We start from the raw sequence: 13,893 nt of genomic DNA, 5'->3' as shown, positions 1-13,893 counted from the left end.
GGGTGCGGCCGGCGTGCCGGAGGCGCGCCGTGCACCCGGGAGCCGGAACCAGCCGCCCACCGGCGCGAAGGCCAGGAAGAGGAGCCCGTAGATCAGCCGACCGGCGCGTCCCGCCGGTCGGCGACCTCCTCGATCGACCCCAGCAGCTCCTCCTTGGAGCGGGGCGGGCGCCGCGGTGCCTTCCCCGCCGGACCTCACGCCGCCGCGTCGCACGCGGCCGGCAACCCGGCGCCGCCGCCGGGTTGCGGCCGCGAGCCGCGCTGCGCGAACACGGACAGACGCAGCACGAGATAGCGGCCGATCCCGACGAGCGCGGTGGCCGACAGATACACCGTCTGCTGCAGAACAACTCCTGCGCCGGGGCGGAACGCGGCCAGTACGCCTACCGCGGCGGACGTGGCCAGCCAGCCGACGGCGATGGTCGCCGCGCTCTTGAGGTGCCCGGCCAGGCCGGGCCGCCCGTGACCGAACGAGACGCGGGCATGCAACTCGGTGGCGGCCACGGTGGAGGCGACGGTGGTCAGCACGTTCGCCGCCGTCCACGGGATCCACTGCGAGAGCAGGACCAAGGCCGCCGAGGCCACCAGGGTGACCGCGCTGCCCAACCCGGCGAAGCGCACGAACGCCGCCACGTGACGGCGCACCAGTCGCAGGCCGTTCATGGTGATCCCCTCCCGGGTCGTCGCTGCCCCTGGCGGGACCGTCGTCGTCATGCCGCAGAGCGTGACCGACCGCCCGTTCATCGCCGTTTCAGAGCGTTTTCAGGGGTGCCGGCGAAGGTGAAACGGTGCGACGACACGCGCCCCGCTACGACCGTGATCAGCGGTTCAACGCAACTGGAGGTGGGGAAGCGCCGCCCCGAGCCGGCCGTGCACGCCGGTTGGACCACCGCCACCGTCAAGGCCGCCTCGGCCGACAGGAGTTCGGCGCCGTGACGGTCGCGTTCCATAGAGCCGAGCTCGTCGATGCAGAGCGGGTCAACGCAGCCGTAGCGGGTGGTCGTCTCGTCCCGCTCCTCCCAGCCTGTGCCGTTCGGAAACTCGTCGCTGCTGGTCAGGCCGTATATCTGTACTCGTTGATCACGCCGCCGAGCATGCGGGTGCGTAGGAGCCCAGGCGCGGCCAGGTCGGTCGGGTGCGCTGGGTGCTCGTGGGCGAGGGCGGGAGTTGCCCCGCGCCTGGTGCGGGCGATGGCTGTTGCAGGGCCGGCGTAGGCGTCCACGAGTTGTCGAGCGCGGGCCTGGCGGGACTCGCACCTGTCGAAGGATGCGGCGAGTTCGAAGTGCGGGCTGATCCTGATGATTCACCCCTTTCGGCCACGGGGTCACCCCGGCCGTGCACGATGCGGTGCCCCGGCCCGCACCGCCGCCACGGCTCCGTCGGCGACCACCTGTCCCACGCGGAGGGACCGGGGTGTGCCGTTCGGAAACCCATCGCGGCGGATCAGACCGCGAACCTGTACTCGCTGATCAGGGCGTCGAGGATGCGGGCGCGCAGGAGCGGCCGTGCGGTCGCCGGCACACGGCACGGAATGGCCGTCGAGACGGGGAGGCCGTTGCTCTCGGGCCTGGTGGGGGTAATGACTGCTGCAGTGGCGGGCAGAGACGTCGAGGACGCATCGCGCGCGGGCTCGCTCAAGACCAACAGGCGATCCAGGACCACGCGCCGGACTGTCCCGCCCGCCCTTTCGCTCTGGCGACGTCGACTTCACGGAACGGATAAGGAGAGCCCTGGCAAGGGCAGGTCAGCGGTACCTGGACCTTCGGACTTTCGGGTATCCGGGGTTGTTCGGCTCGCCGATGTCGATACAGCGAGATTGCGCCTGTCCACGCGTACCAGGCAGCACACAGGGACTGCCACAGGGGCGCCCACGTCCCGTCCGACCTGCCCGTCGAGCTGGTCGGCCGCCTGCGCTCGGACCGGGTCATGCTCCACGACGCCGGCCCGCGCCACTGCGGCCCGCGCGGTGGGCAGCCCCGCAAGCACCGGGAAGGGCCTCACCTTCGCCGAGCCCGAGTCCTGGCACACCCCCGACCAGGCCGCCACCGTCACCACCCGCTACGGCACGGCCGAGACCCCGGCCCGGGGCCGGATACACCCCGCCTCGGCGAAGCAGCCGGCGAGGGTGGAGCCGAGACGGCCTGGCCTGCGGAGGTCTGGGCGGCGGTCCATCTCAAGCAGCACTGGCGCACCCTTCAGCACGCCACCCGCAGCCTCAGCCGAATCGGCGACGTCGCCCGCGCCGCCCTCGTTCTCAACGAACACCGGAAATGATCAACACTGAGAAACGTCCGCCACCCGTACCGGGCCGGACGGCGGAACCGGGCGGGCTGAGGACAGGCAGCAGAAGGCGAGTTCGCCCGTGCGGCGATTGCGGCGGACGACTCCAGGGCCCGGAGGGCCAACCTGGCGGCGAGCTGCGACTTGGTGGCGAAGGCCGGCCGCGTTTGCGGGCGAAGTTGCAGCCGAGGCCGATGTTCCGGCCGACCCGGCCGGAGCCGTAGCCGGCCCCTTGGGGGCACCGGCACGCCGCCCCCGAGCGGTGTGTCACCCAGGTCCAGGCCGCGACGCGACGATCTGGCTTGCAAATTTAAATTTAGGCTTTACCGTGGATGGCACGACCGCATCGGACCGGCAGTCGTACATCCGCGGCCGGTCGCGGGCCCACCGAAATACCGATCCGCCGCCTTCGACATCCACGCAGCGGCGCTTGTACGGCGCATTTCGAACGACCTTTGGAGATTCCCCATGTCCGAAATACTTCCGCCGCACTCTCGACGGACTTTTCTGTCCACCTCGGCCGCCGCGACGGCCGCCGTGGTCGCGGGATCCTTCGGCCTGTTCCCGGCCCAGCCTGCCGCAGCGGCAACCGCAACGGGATCCCGCCTGGATGCGACAGCACGCGGGGACATCCGCCCCTTCCGTTTCCACGCACCGCACAGGGATCTCGTCGATCTCCGCCGGCGCATCATCGCCACCCGCTGGCCCGAGCACGAGACCGTCGCGGATCAGTCGCAGGGCGTGCAGCTCGCGACCATGAAGGAGCTCGCACGGTACTGGGCGTCGGACTACGACTGGCGGAGGGTGCAGGCGAGGCTGAACGCCCTGCCGCAGTTCACCACCGAGATCGACGGCTTGGACATCCACTTCATCCACGTCCGCTCCAAGCACAAGAACGCCCTGCCGCTCATCGTCACCCACGGCTGGCCCGGCTCGATCATCGAGCAACTGAAGATCATCGAACCGCTCACCGACCCCACCGCCCACGGCGGCGACGCCTCGGACGCCTTCCACGTGGTGATCCCGTCGATGCCCGGCTACGGCTTCTCCGGCAAGCCGACCACGGCCGGCTGGGGCCCCGACCGCATCGCAGATGCCTGGATACAGCTGATGAAGCGCCTGGGATACACCAAGTACGCGGCACAGGGCGGCGACTGGGGTGCGCTCATCACGGACCTCATGGCCGTGCGGGAACCCGCGGGACTGCTCGGCATCCACACCAACCTGCCGGGTGTGGTTCCGCCCGACATCGCCAAGGCGCTCGCGACCGGCGCCCCGCTACCCTCCGGTCTCTCGGACGAGGAAAAGCACGCGGTCCAGCAGCTGGGCTCCTTGTACAAAGAACACATCGCCTACGCCCGGATCATGGGGACGCGTCCGCAGACGCTGACCGGGCTGACGGATTCGCCCGTCGGTCTGGCGGCCTTCCTGCTCGACCATGACGTGCGCAGTCTGGAGCTGATCTCCCGGGTCTTCGCCGGACACCGCGAAGGCATCACACGGGACGACGTACTGGACAACATCACGCTCTACTGGCTGACGAACACGGCGGTTTCCGCCTCTCGTCTGTACTGGGAGAACAAGCTCTCCGCTGTCGCTGCCAAGGGCGTCACCGTCCCGGCCGCCGTGAGTGTCTTCCCCGACGAGATCTACCAGGCTCCCAAGAGCTGGGCCGAGAAGGCGTACCCCAACCTCATCCACTACAACAAGCTCTCCAAGGGCGGCCACTTCGCGGCCTGGGAACAGCCGCATCTGTTTGCGGAAGAGCTTCGCGCGGGCCTCCGGCCCCTTCGCTGACCACCCGTGCCCTAGGGCCGGCAGCCCGCCCTCGGGCGCACCAGCCCACCCCACCACCCCCCACGGCGGAGCGATCGCCGCTCCCGATACGAAAAGGCAACCATCATGTTCGGCAAACTCGGAGCACCCGAGATCCTGCTCATCCTCGTCGTTGTCATCCTGCTCTTCGGCGCCAAGCGCCTTCCAGACATGGCGCGCTCGCTCGGGCAGTCCATGCGCATCCTCAAGAGCGAGACCAAGGCCATGCGCGGCCGCGACGACGAGACCACCCAAGGCCCCTCCCCCGCGCAGGCTGACTCCGCCGGCCACATCGCTCCGGCGCGCGGGACGCAGGAGACCACCGCCGCGGCACATTCTCAGGACTCCTTCGCCCCGCACTGACGCCCAACCGCGCCTGAGGAAGAAACCGAGGTCTGCTCGTGCTCACAGCCCTATCCCAGGCCCCCGAGGCCGCACGCCAGGCTCCCCCGGGGCACATGCCCCTTGCGGGCCACCTCCGCGAACTGCGCAACCGCCTGGTGAAGGCGATCGGCGCGGTCATCGTGACCACCGTTGTCGCAGGGCTGTTCTACAAGCAGCTGATCGACTTCGTCATCGCTCCCCTGCCGGGCTGCACCGCCTGGCAGGGGGGCGGCGCGGCGGCCTCCGGGCGGTGCGGCGTCATCGCCACCAACGGTCTGCTGTCCCCCGTCACCCTCGCCCTGAAGGTGTCGCTGACCGCCGGCCTCATCGGGGCGAGCCCCGTCTGGCTCCACCAGCTCTGGGCCTTTCTCGCCCCGGGACTGCGCCGCGGCGAGAAGAAGTACACGCTCGCCTTCCTCGCCACCGGCATCCCCCTCTTCCTGGCCGGGGCCGCATTCGCCTACACCGTCCTGCCCACCACGGCCCGGGTGCTGATCTCCCTCACCCCGGACCAGGCCACCAACATCCTGCCCGTCGACGACTTCCTCGACCTCGCGACCCGCTTGATCGTGGTCTTCGGGCTGTCCTTCGAACTCCCCCTGGTCCTCGTCATGCTCAACGTGGCCGGCGTCCTCAGCGCCCGGCGGATGACCAGCTGGTGGCGGCACATGGTCCTGGGCGTCAGCGTGTTCGCCGCCGTCGCCACGCCCACCGGCGATCCGCTGAGCATGCTCGCGCTCGCCGCACCCGTCACCGCGCTGTACCTGGTCGCCTGTGCCGTCTCCTGGCTCAACGACCGCCGCCGTGCCCGCAAGAGCACGGCGGGCCCCGGCCCCGACGAGCCCTCGCCGCTTCCCAACGTCCACGAGTGGGACCACCGCCGCTGAGCCCGGCACCGCTCGTGGACCGCACTGCACAGGAGACCACATGTTCTTCGACATCGGCCCGCTCGAGATGCTCACCCTCCTCGTGATCGCCGTCGTCGTCCTCGGCCCCGACAGACTCCCCAAGGCGATCTCCCAGACCGCCGCTGTCATCCGCAAGGTCAGATCCTTCTCCGACAGCGCCCAGGCCGACATCCGCAGGGAACTCGGTCCCGACTTCGCCGATCTCCACCTTCGCGACCTCCACCCGCGAGCACTGGCGGAAAAGGCACTCAGCACTGCCGAGGACGAAACGGGCCTGCGCGAGATCACGACATCCCTCGGCCTCAACCGCCCCACCGGCGAGGGGGACCGACCCGAACGCGGCCTCGCCCACGGCACACCGGACTTGAGCAAACAGCGACCCGCCTGATCCGGGTTCCCCGCGATCCGGCGAGGCTGTCGGGCCCTTGCTCCGCAGGCGGCCCGTAAACGGTGGCGGCATGCGATGCCGCTCCCTGCCCCGGGCGGTCGGCACACCCACCGCCGGCCTGCCCGACCACAGCCCACTCACAGCAAAGGAAGAACCATGGACATCAAAGGATCAGTCGCCCTGGTCACCGGAGCCAACCGCGGCATCGGCCGGGCGTTCGCCCGAGCGCTGATCGAGCACGGCGCGGCCAAGGTCTACGCAGGCGTCCGTGATCCGGCCACGGTCGCCGACCAGGACGTCACCCCCTTGCGACTGGATGTGACCAATCCCGAGGAGGTCGCCGCGGCCGCCGCGGCCGCGGGTGACGTCACCATCGTGATCAACAACGCGGGTATCGGAGGCACAGGCACCGGACTCCTGGAGGGCACCCTCGACGGTGCGCGCCAGGCGATGGACGTCAACTACTTCGGCACCTGGGCCGTGTCCCGGGCGTTCGCCCCGGTCCTCGCCCGCAACGGCGGCGGCGCACTGGTGAACATGCTGTCACTGGCGTCCTGGGTCGGGCGGCCTTCGTTCCCCGGCTATGCCGCCTCCAAGGCAGCACAGTGGTCCTTGACCCACGCCTTGCGGCAGGGCCTGCGCGAACAGGGCACCTTGGTGATCGGGGTCCACTGCGGCTATGTGGACACCGACCTCAGCGCCTGGACGGACGCGCCGAAGAGCAGCGCGGCCGACGTGGCCGAGCAGACCGTCCAGGCCCTGGCCAACGACTGGGTCGAAGTCCTCGCCGACGAAGAAACCAGGCAGGTCAAGGCTGCCCTGTCGCGGCCGCTCCCTCCCGAACCCCGCCCGTGAGGCGTCGCCCGTACGGCACCGGGCGGCTTGCCCGCACAGGACCGGGGCTCCAGATGGGCCCCGGCGTGTAGGGCGCACAGAAAGCAGTGACCGATCGACAGTTCCGCACACGAGGCGGTCACCGCCGCCGCGGCGGCCCTCCAGATGGCCGACGCGGCAATCGCCCCGCTGGATGCGCAGGGGACGGCAGTCGGGTGGACGCAGGCCGCCCAGCACCCGGTCGGCCATGCGGCCGCGAACGTGGTGGGCCGCCGCACCGTCTTCCTGCCGGCGGATACCGAGAACCCGGCGAAGGCATCGGCGTCGTTCCAGCACAGCGGTGCCCCGTCTCCCGCTGACCCGGCCCCACCACGCTCCGTCACCGCGACAACGGCGGCAACCTGTGGTGCGCAACGCCACCGATCCCGGCAGTGGCTTGGCATGGTCGCTGCGCCAGGCCAGGGGCAGCAGCGTGGCGAAGACCTCGTCCACGCCGTCGGCTGCGATGAGCGGATCGACATGCACTCCGGCCCCCGTGGCCAGCTGGGCGTCGACCAGGTGGACGGCCGTGTCCTGGGCCTGGCGTCGGAACCACAACGCCGCCACCGCGTCCCGGAAGCCCAACGCCCAGCACGGTGCGGCAGGGTCGGACTCCCCCCAGGGTGGCCGGCAGCAAGGATCGTCCCGGGCCGGGCGCAGCGCACCTTCCGCGGCCGGGGTGCCCCCCGGGCGGGGCGGCCTGCGCACCGCATCTGCATCCTCGGTGGCCTGATCAACGCGTGCGGACACGGGCCCGGCGGGGGCGATGGGCTGCGGCGGCGGGCGCAGACGTCGAGGACACCTCGCACGGGGGCCCGCCGCAGACCAGCAGGCGACCGAGGACCTCGCGCCGGAGCGTCCCGCCGGCCCGGGCGCAGCGGCGACGCCGACTCCGCGGAACGGACAGGGAGAGATCCACGACAAGGGCGGGTCGGCGACACCCGGGCCGCCCGGCTTTCGGGTATCCGGGGATCGTCCGGCTCGCCGACGTCGATGCAGCGACGCTGCGCGCAGCCATGCGTGGCACGAAGAGCCCGGCACGCCGGCGATGCCGGCCGGCATCCCTCCACGCCTACCGCGCGACACACAGCCGCAGACGGGCCAGGACGTCACACACGAGCCGCGACACAGGAGCGACGCCCAACGCATTCCCCCGGCGCCGCCAAGGCAAGAGGCGCGAGCCCCGGACAGGGGCTTGCGATCAGGCCGGGGCGGCCGCGTTTGCGAGCATGACGACGTCCGTGGCGGGCACTTCGTGACCGTCGTCGTCGAGAAACCCGACGTGGACGGGCCGGTCCGTGGAGCGCACCCGCCGCAGCGCGGAGGGGCCCGAGGGGCGGGGCCGGTGGTGGTCGCCCCACTGCTGGAGCGCGGCCAGCACCACCCGCAGGTCGTTCCCGGCCTCCGTCAGGTGGTAGCTCTGCCGCGCCCTGCTGCCCGGCTCCTGGTAGGTCTGCGTGTACAGCACGCCCTCCTCGACCAGCAGCTTGAGCCGGCCGCTGAGCAGGTTCGAGGCGACGCCGAGGGACGACTGGATCTCGGCGAACTTGTGCCTGCCGGCGAAAACCTCCCGGAGCACCAGCAGGGACCAGCGCTCCCCGAGAATCTGCAGGCTCCGCTCGATGGAGCAGGCCGGCTCGTCATCCGCGGGACCCGCCAACTGCCTTCCGATGGACACTCCCCACCTCCCACGTGGTACCGGGCTGCACACGCCCCCAGCTTCTGCACTGTCGTACCGGCCAGCATACCGGCTGAGTTTCATATTGCAATTCAGATGGTCGGCCCGTCGGGGATCAGCACCGACGCCGCGGCCGGGTCGACCACGAAAACCCTGGCCGGCGGCCGGCTCGAAGTCCTCGCCGACCAGGGAACCCGCCGCACCCAGGCCGCATCTGTCGCAGCCGGCAGGCACCCGGCGCGGCTCTCGAGTCGTCGCGCCGCCCGGCGACCGGCCTCCGGGCCCGGCGACACCAGGCCCGCCCCCCCTGCTCGGAGTGGAACCCGGGACCGCCCGTCGCCCCCCGAGACAGGCGTCACACTCCATCTGACTTGCAACTTTAAATTCAGGGTCTAGCGTGGATGACATGACCGAACCGGCAGCGCCTGTGCGCATCATCGAGGAAACGCCCGCCTACTGGCGGGTCCTGTTGGACAATCCGCCGCTCAACGTGGTCGACCACACCGTGTTCGAGGGCCTGCAGGACCTGCTCGCCCGGATGGACACCAGCCCAAACCTCCGCGTCGTCGTGTTCGAGAGCGCGAACCTCGACTTCTACCTTGCCCACTTCGACATGTCCGGCAAATCCAGTAGCCTCGCCAAGGCCGCCGGCCCCTCCGGCGTAGCCATCCCGACGGACACTTTCGTCCGCCTCACCAAGTCCCCCGTGGTGAGCATCGCGAAGATCCGCGGCCGAGTCCGCGGCGTGGGCAGCGAATTCGTCCTCTCCTGCGACATGCGCTTCGCCTCCCGTGAGAACGCCATCCTCGGCCAGCCCGAGGTCGGCGCGGGCGTCATCCCCGGGGGCGGTGGCACCGAGCGCCTTCCCCTACTGACCGGCCGAGGCCGCGCGCTGGAAATCATCCTCGGAGCGGACGACTTCGACGCCGACACCGCCGAACGCTACGGCTGGGTCAACCGCTCCCTACCCGACAGCGACCTGGACGGCTTCGTCGACACCCTCGCACGGCGCCTGGCCTCCTTCGACCGGCGCCCGATCGAGGCAGCGAAGAACCTGGTCAACGGCGTCTCCCTGCCGCCCGTCGACAGGCTCCTCGACGGCCGCACCGCCTTCACCGCCGCCCTTGCCTGGCCCGAAACCCAGCAGCGCGTCGCCGCGCTGTTCCAGCGCGGAATGCAGCAGGAAGGCGACCTGGAGAACCGATTCGGCGCACACCTCGCGGATCTGCTCGACGACCAAGCCTGACCGTCCACACCGGCCCCGGTGCGCAGTCACACCCCTCGACGGCTGCCACACCGGCACCGGCCTCATGACAACAACGACGGGTCCGCACTGGCCGGTGCCAGGCCCAGGACCACATCGCGGGCGGCGAGGGGCACGACCATCAGGGAGTGGGCCGCCTCCGCGCGGATGTGCGCAGTGCGTCGGTCGTCGACAGGCAGCTGGTCGACCTGCAGGTGGGGCACCAGGACGGGCCGCAGTTCAGTCAGGCCGGCGGTGTGGGACGGGAGCAGGTACTCGACCGGCTCCCCCGCGTCGTAGGCCGGCTGCGCGTGGAGTTCCCCAGTGCTGCGGAAGGCCGCGCGGCGCAGCGGGGTGGCCGCGCTTTCCGGTCCGGGTGCGGACTCCTCACCGTGGAGCACGCCGTCCAGGACGTCGACCTTGGCGATATCGGCGATGGCCGGGACCGCGGCGGCGACCAGCTCTCCCGCCGTGATGACGACATCGAGCGTGGTGCCGATCCGGGTACCGGCCTCCGCCAGGAGGTTCAGGCGCTCCTGGGCCGCTGCCGCTTGGTGATGTCCTCGGTGGCGACAAGGGCCCTCAGGTTCCGCCCCGCCGGGTCTTTCGGGGGCAGCAGGGTCACCGAGTAGACATGGTCGTGGGCGGGGTCGCCGGGAGGGCGGCCGCGGTGCAAAAAGCTCAGCGGTCGGCCGGCCTGGACCACGTGGCGGATCTGCTGCTCGACCCGCTCATCGACGAGTCCCGGTACCACATCACGGATGTGCCGGCCGATGGCCTCCGCACCCACCACCCCGCGGACTCCCGGGCCGGCGAGGTTCAGGCGCAGCAGCCGCAGGTCGCCGTCGACGACCTGGACGCCGAGCGGGGACTCGGTGAGCAGCGCCCGGAGCAGTGCGGCATCGATTTCGTCCTGGACGGCGTTCGCTGCGGTGGTCAGCTCCACCGACCAGTGCAGGGCTCCGCCGGGTGCGGTCAGCGGGCTGACCGTCCGGAGCCCCCTTAGCGGTCGGCGTGAGAATGACACGGCCTTTCGTCACTATTTGGAATGGGCGGGGAACTCCACCCGGCGGCCCAGGAACCAGGTCAGCTCAGCAGACAGCGAGTCGGCGATCGCTCTTCTCCGAGCGCAGATAACCCGGTGGAACGGCCGGGAATGGTTCGTCGTGGCAGACTCCAGCTTCTACATCCACAACCCCGAGAAGCTCGCCGACGCCGACCTGCAGCAGATCCTCGGGCTCCCCAGCGGGGAACACATCCGCCTGCTGTTCCCCATGGTGGTGGTCGACGAATTCGATGGTCTCAAGGAGGCCGGCAAGCACCAGGCCCGCTGGCGCGCCTCCCACACCCTGGGGCTCCTTGACAAGATCCTCAACGGCGGCACCTACGGGATCCTGCACCGGGCGGAACTGAACACCGGCGACGCCACAGTCCGCGGGAAGGTCAGCCTGGAAATCATCCTCGACCCGCCGGGCTGTCGACGGTCACGCAATTCCCCAGGGCGGCGTTCAAGTAATTCCCCAGGTACTGGCTGGCGGCAGGGTCATTGCATGGAGGAGAGCGGTACGGTGTACCTTCCTCGGCCGTGGTGTGACGGCAGGGCCTGTTCTGACGTTGGGCTGCCCTGAGGAGCCGTGCATGCGGTCGGGGATCATGTGGTTGTCGAAGCCTCAGCGAACTCCTGAAGAGGCGATCGCGCGCTGCGTATCATCCGCCCATGTCGAACGCGATATCCGGCGGCCCGGAGACGATGCTGGCAGCAGGCGGAACCACGGCCCGTTTCAACGGGGCACGACTGCGAATCGTCCGGGGCCGAACGATATGGAGCCTGCCTGTGCGGGCCCTTCGGTCGGCAGAGCTGACCCCGGCGGGGGCAGTGCGGATCACCATCAGCGGTGCACCGGGCCAGGCCGCCCAGCACGGCCTGGGGTTGGCCGTGGAACTGCAAGCTCCCAACGCGCGTGCCGCCGCGGCCTTCCTGGAGAAGGTGACGGCCGCTCTGGCGAGGACCGAGCCCGCGGCGGACGGACATGCGCTGGTGCGCGTGGAGAGGCGGCCGCGGCGTCAGCTTCAGTTGGGTCCGCGAGCCCAAGCGGTGGTGAGGATCGCCTACGTACTGCCGCCGTACGCACTGCTGCTTTTCCTTCTAGGCCTGTTCAGCCCCCTGGACCGCGGCACAGCCTCGGGATCCCTGATCGTGGGCGGCGTCATGGGCCTGGTCGGCGGCATCCCGCTGTGGCGCATGTTTCGGCGCGTGCGTTCGCTGTGGCTGCTGCGCAAGCGCGGGGTCGGCGTGGTCGGCAAGGTGACCGGCTACGTGCGTATCTGGGACAAGGGCGGACACCTCTGGGTCTTCTCCCGGATGACGTTCACCACCATCGACGGGCAGCGGATGCGGGACATCCCGTCGGTCGTCACCGTCTGGGGCCTCTCCGACCAGGCATACAGCGGGCAGGTGGAGCTCAGCTACGACCCCGAGCACCCCACCCGCGCCAGCCGCCCTCTCACCGTCGGCTTCGTAATCCGCACGCTACTCCTCGCCTCGGCGGCCACGATTCCGGCGACGGGCTTTGTGCTCTGCGTCCTGGGAAACCTGCCGTTCTGAACGACTGGGCCGGCCAGGCCGTCAGCGGACCAACTGGCGGCCGCCGTGCGCCATGGCTTCGAGCGGGTCGGTCCGCTGGGGATCCGGGTGTACGGCTAGACCGGCTCCACGGCGGCTCGAGCTGCCGTTCGCGAACCGCCGTCCCCATGGGGAAGCATGACCGCGGGGGTGGGGAATTGCATGACCGTCGACACGGGCCACGTGCGCCTGCCCATTGCCGATGACGAAATCATCGATCGGTCAGTGGCCATCAAGCCAGTTACGCAACCTGGACTGTTCGGGCAGCGACCGGAACCGTCCACCGGAACAGTTCCGTGAACTCCTCGCGTGCGGGCACGTGGCCTGCAAGGATCACGGCTGCCACGCGGGCCACACCGTTGCGTCAGGGCGGTTTCGTCCATGCTCACGGCGCTGGGACTCGACGCCGCCGCGGAGGCGGTCTACCGGGCCATGCTCGCCCGCCCCGACGACGGCGTGGGCGCTTTGAGCGAGCACCTCGGCCTTGCCGAGTCACAGGTGCGCGGTGCTCTTGACAGCCTGAGCGAACTTGCCCTCGTCAGACCCTCGTACGAGCACGCCGGCCGCCTGCGTGCTCTCCCGCCCGAGCTGGGTATGGAAGTCCTCATGGCGCGGCAGCAGGCCGACCTGGCCACGCGGCAGCAGCGCATCGAGGCATCTCGCGCGACGGCTGCCCAGCTGATCGCCGAATGTGCGGACCTGCGCCCGCAAGCACCGTCCTCGGGGGTTGAGCAGCTGCTCGGACTGGACCAGATACGTGATCGTCTGGCGTCCCTGACGCGGGAGCTCTCCAGCGAGGTCATGACGTTCGCGGCCGGCGGAGCGCAGTCACCAGAGGCCATCGAGGCAGCCAAACCGCTCAATGAGGACCTGCTGGCCCGCGGGGTCCGGATGCGGACGATCTACTTAGACAGCATTCGCAATCACCAGCCCACCGTGGACTACCTCACGTGGCTCACCGAACGGGGTGGCGAGGTGAGGACGGTTGCGGCCCTGCCCTGCCCTGCCCTGCCGCATCATCATCACCGATCGCAGTCGCGCTGTCATCCCGGTCAGCACTGACGACACCGCGGCGGGCGCCGTCGTCCTGACCGGGCAGGGCACGATCACCGCGCTGTGCGCACTGTTCGAGAGCACCTGGGCGGCCGCCCAGCCACTTTGCATGCGTCCTGCCCGCGATGGGAAGGGGTCTCACCGGGCAGGAGGCCACTACGCTGCAGCTGCTTGCAGACGGCCTGACAGACGAGGCCATCGCCAAGCGCCTCGGCGTCTCGCCACGTACCGCGCGACGCATCGCGACCGATCTGATGGAGCGTTTGAACGCGCGCAGCCGCTTCCAGGCCGGCGCCCGGGCAGTCCAGCACGGCTGGCTTCCCGACCGGCCCTGAGCACGCCACCCACACCTGCGGGAGCGCCCCTGTCTTGCATCCTCAGGTGCGGTCGGGCACGCCCTTCAGGCCCGCGGCGTCGAGCAGGGCACTGGCAGTCGCGTTGGACATCCGTGACACCCAGTGCACCCACTCCCACCACGGCGGATGAGATATTCGGCAAGGGCAGCGCTGGTCGTGCCTTCAGCGCGTCCCGCGGTCGGGGGCGGCGGCCTCGTGTACGGCCTTGGCGATGGCGGGGTGGTCCTTCTTGAGGATGGCGCCGTGGTTGCTGGCGACCTTGGCGGCGATGCGGATGTTGGGGTTGCGGGCGG

The 13,893-nt window shown here is 70.2% G+C and carries 16 protein-coding genes; 10 read left to right on the top strand and 6 right to left on the bottom strand.

Annotated features, from left to right (window positions below; genetic code table 11):
* Positions 1-194: 194 nt before the first annotated feature.
* From ACWDAS_RS40990 to ACWDAS_RS40980, 3 genes are all read right to left on the bottom strand, one after another.
* On the bottom strand, positions 195-713 hold the full coding sequence (locus ACWDAS_RS40990; protein WP_450401031.1) for a hypothetical protein: 519 nt from the start codon (positions 711-713) through the stop codon (positions 195-197).
* Positions 714-739: 26 nt separating this feature from the next.
* A complete protein-coding gene (locus ACWDAS_RS40985; protein WP_450401029.1) occupies positions 740-949 on the bottom strand; it encodes a hypothetical protein in 210 nt (69 codons plus the stop codon).
* Between the two features lie 493 nt (positions 950-1,442).
* Positions 1,443-1,661, bottom strand: coding sequence for a hypothetical protein (locus ACWDAS_RS40980; protein ID WP_450401028.1), 219 nt, complete (start codon positions 1,659-1,661; stop codon positions 1,443-1,445).
* Between the two features lie 1,086 nt (positions 1,662-2,747).
* On the opposite strand from ACWDAS_RS40980, the gene ACWDAS_RS40975 reads away from it, so the two are divergent.
* From ACWDAS_RS40975 to ACWDAS_RS40955, 5 genes are all read left to right on the top strand, one after another.
* Positions 2,748-4,076: an epoxide hydrolase family protein gene (locus tag ACWDAS_RS40975; RefSeq protein ID WP_450401026.1), complete on the top strand. Its 1,329-nt coding sequence runs from the start codon at positions 2,748-2,750 to the stop codon at positions 4,074-4,076.
* A gap of 105 nt (positions 4,077-4,181) precedes the next feature.
* Complete coding sequence (gene tatA, locus ACWDAS_RS40970; protein ID WP_450401024.1) at positions 4,182-4,457, top strand: Sec-independent protein translocase subunit TatA; 276 nt, start codon at positions 4,182-4,184, stop codon at positions 4,455-4,457.
* Between the two features lie 95 nt (positions 4,458-4,552).
* Positions 4,553-5,365: a twin-arginine translocase subunit TatC gene (tatC, locus tag ACWDAS_RS40965; protein ID WP_450401022.1), complete on the top strand. Its 813-nt coding sequence runs from the start codon at positions 4,553-4,555 to the stop codon at positions 5,363-5,365.
* Positions 5,366-5,405: 40 nt separating this feature from the next.
* Positions 5,406-5,774: a Sec-independent protein translocase subunit TatB gene (locus ACWDAS_RS40960; protein ID WP_450401021.1), complete on the top strand. Its 369-nt coding sequence runs from the start codon at positions 5,406-5,408 to the stop codon at positions 5,772-5,774.
* Between the two features lie 156 nt (positions 5,775-5,930).
* The gene (locus ACWDAS_RS40955) at positions 5,931-6,629 is read left to right on the top strand and encodes an SDR family oxidoreductase (protein ID WP_450401020.1); all 699 of its coding nucleotides are present in this window, start codon (positions 5,931-5,933) and stop codon (positions 6,627-6,629) included.
* Between the two features lie 1,219 nt (positions 6,630-7,848).
* Here the strand turns inward: ACWDAS_RS40955 and ACWDAS_RS40950 are convergent.
* On the bottom strand, positions 7,849-8,325 hold the full coding sequence (locus tag ACWDAS_RS40950; RefSeq protein WP_450401019.1) for a winged helix-turn-helix transcriptional regulator: 477 nt from the start codon (positions 8,323-8,325) through the stop codon (positions 7,849-7,851).
* A gap of 406 nt (positions 8,326-8,731) precedes the next feature.
* Between ACWDAS_RS40950 and ACWDAS_RS40945 the strand changes: the two genes are divergently transcribed.
* Positions 8,732-9,571, top strand: coding sequence for an enoyl-CoA hydratase/isomerase family protein (locus ACWDAS_RS40945; RefSeq protein WP_450401018.1), 840 nt, complete (start codon positions 8,732-8,734; stop codon positions 9,569-9,571).
* Between the two features lie 62 nt (positions 9,572-9,633).
* On the opposite strand, the gene ACWDAS_RS40940 is transcribed toward ACWDAS_RS40945, so the two are convergent.
* A complete protein-coding gene (locus tag ACWDAS_RS40940) occupies positions 9,634-9,969 on the bottom strand; it encodes a hypothetical protein (protein ID WP_450401016.1) in 336 nt (111 codons plus the stop codon).
* Between the two features lie 125 nt (positions 9,970-10,094).
* Complete coding sequence (locus ACWDAS_RS40935) at positions 10,095-10,595, bottom strand: PAS domain-containing protein (protein WP_450401014.1); 501 nt, start codon at positions 10,593-10,595, stop codon at positions 10,095-10,097.
* Positions 10,596-10,734: 139 nt separating this feature from the next.
* On the opposite strand from ACWDAS_RS40935, the gene ACWDAS_RS40930 reads away from it, so the two are divergent.
* The 4 genes from ACWDAS_RS40930 to ACWDAS_RS40915 all read left to right on the top strand — a co-directional run bounded on the left by ACWDAS_RS40930 (position 10,735) and on the right by ACWDAS_RS40915 (position 13,579).
* A complete protein-coding gene (locus ACWDAS_RS40930; protein ID WP_450401012.1) occupies positions 10,735-11,196 on the top strand; it encodes a hypothetical protein in 462 nt (153 codons plus the stop codon).
* A gap of 248 nt (positions 11,197-11,444) precedes the next feature.
* Positions 11,445-12,173 carry a hypothetical protein gene (locus ACWDAS_RS40925; RefSeq protein WP_450401011.1) on the top strand — a complete coding sequence of 243 codons (729 nt, stop codon included), beginning with the start codon at positions 11,445-11,447 and terminating at the stop codon, positions 12,171-12,173.
* A gap of 399 nt (positions 12,174-12,572) precedes the next feature.
* Positions 12,573-13,253 carry a TrmB family transcriptional regulator gene (locus ACWDAS_RS40920; protein WP_450401010.1) on the top strand — a complete coding sequence of 227 codons (681 nt, stop codon included), beginning with the start codon at positions 12,573-12,575 and terminating at the stop codon, positions 13,251-13,253.
* Positions 13,254-13,369: 116 nt separating this feature from the next.
* Positions 13,370-13,579, top strand: coding sequence for a helix-turn-helix domain-containing protein (locus ACWDAS_RS40915; RefSeq protein ID WP_450401008.1), 210 nt, complete (start codon positions 13,370-13,372; stop codon positions 13,577-13,579).
* Positions 13,580-13,893 lie beyond the last annotated feature (314 nt).

It is taken from the genome of Streptomyces sp. NPDC001070, from assembly GCF_053598835.1.
This window is presented reverse-complemented; position numbering and strand designations above follow the sequence as displayed.